3 protein-coding genes are annotated in these 4,343 nt (G+C 47.0%); 2 read left to right on the top strand and 1 reads right to left on the bottom strand.

What is annotated here, in order from left to right; translation table 11 throughout:
• On the bottom strand, positions 1 to 2,228 hold a 2,228-nt coding region (locus RDN93_RS21700; protein WP_308747395.1), incomplete at its 3' end, for a SusC/RagA family TonB-linked outer membrane protein.
• 266 nt (positions 2,229 to 2,494) lie between these two features.
• Between RDN93_RS21700 and RDN93_RS21705 the strand changes: the two genes are divergently transcribed.
• The gene (locus tag RDN93_RS21705; RefSeq protein WP_308747396.1) at positions 2,495 to 3,928 is read left to right on the top strand and encodes a sialate O-acetylesterase; all 1,434 of its coding nucleotides are present in this window, start codon (positions 2,495 to 2,497) and stop codon (positions 3,926 to 3,928) included.
• Between the two features lie 167 nt (positions 3,929 to 4,095).
• Positions 4,096 to 4,343 (top strand): two-component regulator propeller domain-containing protein (locus RDN93_RS21710; protein ID WP_308747397.1); only part of this gene is annotated, 248 nt, incomplete at its 3' end.

Raw genomic sequence — 4,343 nt, forward strand, 5'->3', positions numbered from 1 at the left:
ACACCCATCGAAAGATAGAGTTCGGGATGGTAGAGAATGTCCGAAGTATACTTATTATAATAGTCTATCTCACCCGTCAGGCGGTGGTTGAAGAAGCCGAAATCAAGTCCGATGTCGGTGGTGGCGGTACTTTCCCAATGCAGCTTGTCGTTGCTTAGTTTTTTGCGTACCAGTCCTTTGGTTCCTTCACCATCGATTACGACATTGCCTGTGGCGTAGTTTGCCTGCCAGTCGTAGTTGCCCGTAGAGTTGTTTCCTGTCTTTCCCCAGGAAACACGGAGTTTCAGGTTAGAGAGATAGTCCGATGCTCCCTGCATGAATGATTCTTCCGAGATACGCCATCCGCCGGAGAATGAGGGGAAATATCCCCAACGCTGGTTCACACCGAAACGGGAAGAGGCATCGGCACGAAGGTTGGCTTCAAAGAGATAACGTCCTTTATATCCGTAGTTGACACGGCCGAAATAAGAGAGCAGCCCCCATTTGGCAGGCGATGAGCTGGAAGAGCTGACGAGCGTCTCATAGGTGCTTAGTTCGTTCAGCGTCCAGTCCGTAGCGCCTTTACGGGAAACGGCAAAGCTCTTGCTGTAATATTCCTGTGCGGAATATCCGAGCAGTGCGCCCAGATCGTGGTCTTTCTTAATGGTTGTATTGTAGCGCACCAGTATTTCGGCACTCTGACGCCAGGTGCGTGCGCTCGTATTGGTGATGGAAGCGTTCTCCAATGCGCTTTCGCTGACACGCTGGTCGGTGACGTAGTCCCAATAACCATTCTGGCGGCTATAAGAAGACTTGTCAGTGAATGTCGGCGAATAATTGAATGTACCTTCAATGTTGAGGCCTTTATAGGGCGTGATAATTCCGTAGACTGAAGCATTGAGACGCCATACGGTATTGAAACCGGTGGCTCCCGCCATCTGACCGAAGATATTATTGGCATTGGAAGATTCTTCGCCGGCCAGTGCGGCACGTCCCCAATAGTTCGGCTCGCCGGGATATACGCCCGGAGTAGTCTGATAGAGATACTTGAATCCGTTGCTGATATTAGCCATTCCGTAATCCTGTTTTTGTCCGTAAAGGCGGGTGCCGACGGTCATCCATTTCACAATCTTGGCTTCCAGGTTGGTACGGAAATTGATTTTCTGCGTACTTGAGTCAAGGTTCCAGCGGTTCATGACTCCCTGATTGTCGAGATAGCCCAATGAGAGCATGTATTTCACTTTCTCCGAACTGCCGGAAACAGACAGGTTGTGTTCCTGCGAATATCCGGTGTCGAATACTTCATCGAACCAGTCAGTGTTGGGATAGGCCACGTAATTGGGTACTCCGTACTCGTTCAACCCGTTGGGATCGGCAGAAGCAGCCCGCCAACGGTCGATGCTTTCCTGTGAGAAGATACCTTTGGTGTTCACATTGTCGCAAGCCTCGTTCACCAGTCCCATATAACGAGCATAATCGCTTACGAAAGAGAGGTTATTGTAAGGCATCTGCACGACTCCCGAATAAGAATAGGAGATTTGCGGTTTGCCTTTCCCGCTTTTGGTGGTGATAAGAATGACTCCGTTGGCGGCGCGCGTACCATAAATAGCTGTGGAGGCAGCGTCTTTCAGTACGGAGATGCTTTCGATGTCGTTGGGGTTCACATTGTCCATGCTCCATTCGATACCGTCCACCAGGACTAATGGGGAATTGGTATTGAAAGTACCGTTACCGCGGACGCGGATGGTGGCACCGTCCGAACCGGGTTGTCCTGAAGCCTGCGTGACGTTCATACCGGCGGCAAGTCCCGAAAGGGCCGAAGAAACACTCATGATGGGACGTCCCTCCGTTTGGTCGGCAAAGTTGATGGAAGTCACGGAGCCGGTCAGATTCACTTTCTTCTGTACACCGTAGCCCACTACCACTACTTCATCCAGCACTTTCGTTTCCACTTTCATCTGTACATCGAGTTTCGTACGCCCGTTCAGGGGAAGCGTGGTGGTCTGATAACCAATGTAACTGAAAGAAACGGAAGATTTGGCAGAAGTTGTTTTTAAGGTGTAGTGTCCGTTCAGGTCTGTCAAGACACCGTTCATTGTACCTACCTCGACAACGGAAACACCCGGCAGGGTTTCTCCATTCTCATCGATCACTACTCCACTTACCGTAACAGATGTTTGTGCCCACACCACATCCGTCAGTAAAAAGAGTAAAGCCAATAAAAATAATAGATAATGCTTCTTTTTCATTTTATTAGATTTAATGAAACAATTAGGTTGTTAAATACTCACAGTGCAAAGAAATGGGATATTTAGCCAATCTAATAATACTGTTTAGGCGATTGATGCCACTAATTAATAAAATTCGGAGGAGAATGGAAAGGAAAAACAATCTTTTAAGAATTCGACTAGTTTTTATCAGAAAATGACTAGATAATTTTATTCCATATTTAAAAATAGGTTGTATTTTTGCCTGATACCTAATAACTATTCGTCGAATATCTAATAAAAACAGTATGAAAAAACATTTTCTACTTCTTATTTTATCACTTTTATTCCTGCCGACTGCACAAGGCAAAGTAAAACTTCCTGCAATGATGGGAGATCACATGGTACTTCAACAGAACAGTTCCGTTAAGTTATGGGGTTGGGCAGACGGTAAGAAAGTAACTGTCACCACTTCGTGGAACAACCGGACTTATCAGGCATCTACGGATAAAGACGGGGCCTGGCTGGTGAAAGTAGACACTCCCGAAGGGGGGTATACTCCTTATTCCATTACTATCAGCGACGGAACTCCGGTCACTCTCTCGGATATACTGATAGGAGAGGTGTGGATCTGCTCCGGACAGTCGAATATGGAAATGCGTATGATGGGAAATACGGCACAACCCATTGACAACTCACTTGAAACGTTGCTGAATGCAAGTAGCTACCGTGACCGTATCCGGTTTATCACCGTACCGAGAACAAAAGAGACAAAACGCCGCACGGATTTTGAGAAAAGAAAATGGGAAGTATCGTCACCCGAAACCACGATTGACTGCAGTGCCGCTGCCTATTTCTTTGCCCGCCAACTGACAGAGACACTTCATCTCCCTGTGGGACTGGTTATCAGCAGTTGGGGTGGTTCACGAATCGAAGCATGGATGGACGAACAGACTTTGGGTGCTATCGAGGGTATGGACATGGAAGCCGCCAAAAGCCCTAAACGGGATATACACCAACGTCTGGAATGTTTGTACAACTCAATGTTATGGCCTGTTAAGAACTTCACGGCACGTGGTTTCATCTGGTATCAGGGAGAATCGAACATATCCAACTACCAATTCTACGCACCAATGATGACTGCTATGGTACAACTATGGAGAAATGTGTGGGAAGCGCCCGATATGCCTTTCTATTATGTGCAGATTGCTCCTTACAAATATGAAAACAGCCGGAATACAGGTGCCGCCTTGCTGCGTGAAGCACAAGTGGAAGCACTGAAAACAATCCCTAATTCGGGCATGGTGCCCACTACGGATATCGGTGATGAATTCTGCATCCATCCGCCACAGAAAGATGTAGTAGGGCTTCGGTTGGCTACGCTTGCATTGACTAAAACATACGGTATCCGCCGATTGCCATCCAACGGCCCGATGATGACCAAAGTAGACTATGCAGACAAAAAGGCCATAGTGACATTCGATAATGCATCTGCGGGGTTGTTCCCTACTTTCTCCGAACTGGAAGGATTCGAGATTGCGGGAGCGGACAAGAAGTTCTATCCGGCGAAAGCAAAAATTGTAGGACGTACCAACACGGTAGAAGTGTGGAGTGAAGAGGTGGCACAGCCGGTTGCCGTGCGCTATGCTTTCCGTAATTATGCAGGGAATATCACTCTGCGGAATACTTTCGGATTGAGTGCTTTCCCATTCCGCACAGATACGTGGGATGATGTGAAATAAAGGCTTCTATAAAAGGGGTAATCAACCTGTTTACAGGAGCTATATATCCAATCTGTTGGGCATATATGCCCTGCGTGTTGGGTATATAGATCCAACGTATTGGACATATAGCTCCAATACGCAGGATATATAGCTCCTGCAAACAGGGGATACAAAGAAAAGAAATTATGAAACGATCCATCTTATCCATATGTATATTGCTGGCATCGGTTTCTCTGGTCTTCGCCAATATCTACAAGAAATATGACGTTAGATCGGGGTTATCGGGCAATTGTGTCCGGAGCATCCTTCAGGATAGCATCGGATATATGTGGTTTGCCACACAGGACGGACTGAATCGTTTCAACGGCATCGAGTTTACCAACTACGGACATTCGTCAGAAAACGGCGGAAACAGTTATATGAATATAGTAAC

This window comes from uncultured Bacteroides sp. (assembly GCF_902491285.1).
Lineage (GTDB): Bacteria > Bacteroidota > Bacteroidia > Bacteroidales > Bacteroidaceae > Bacteroides.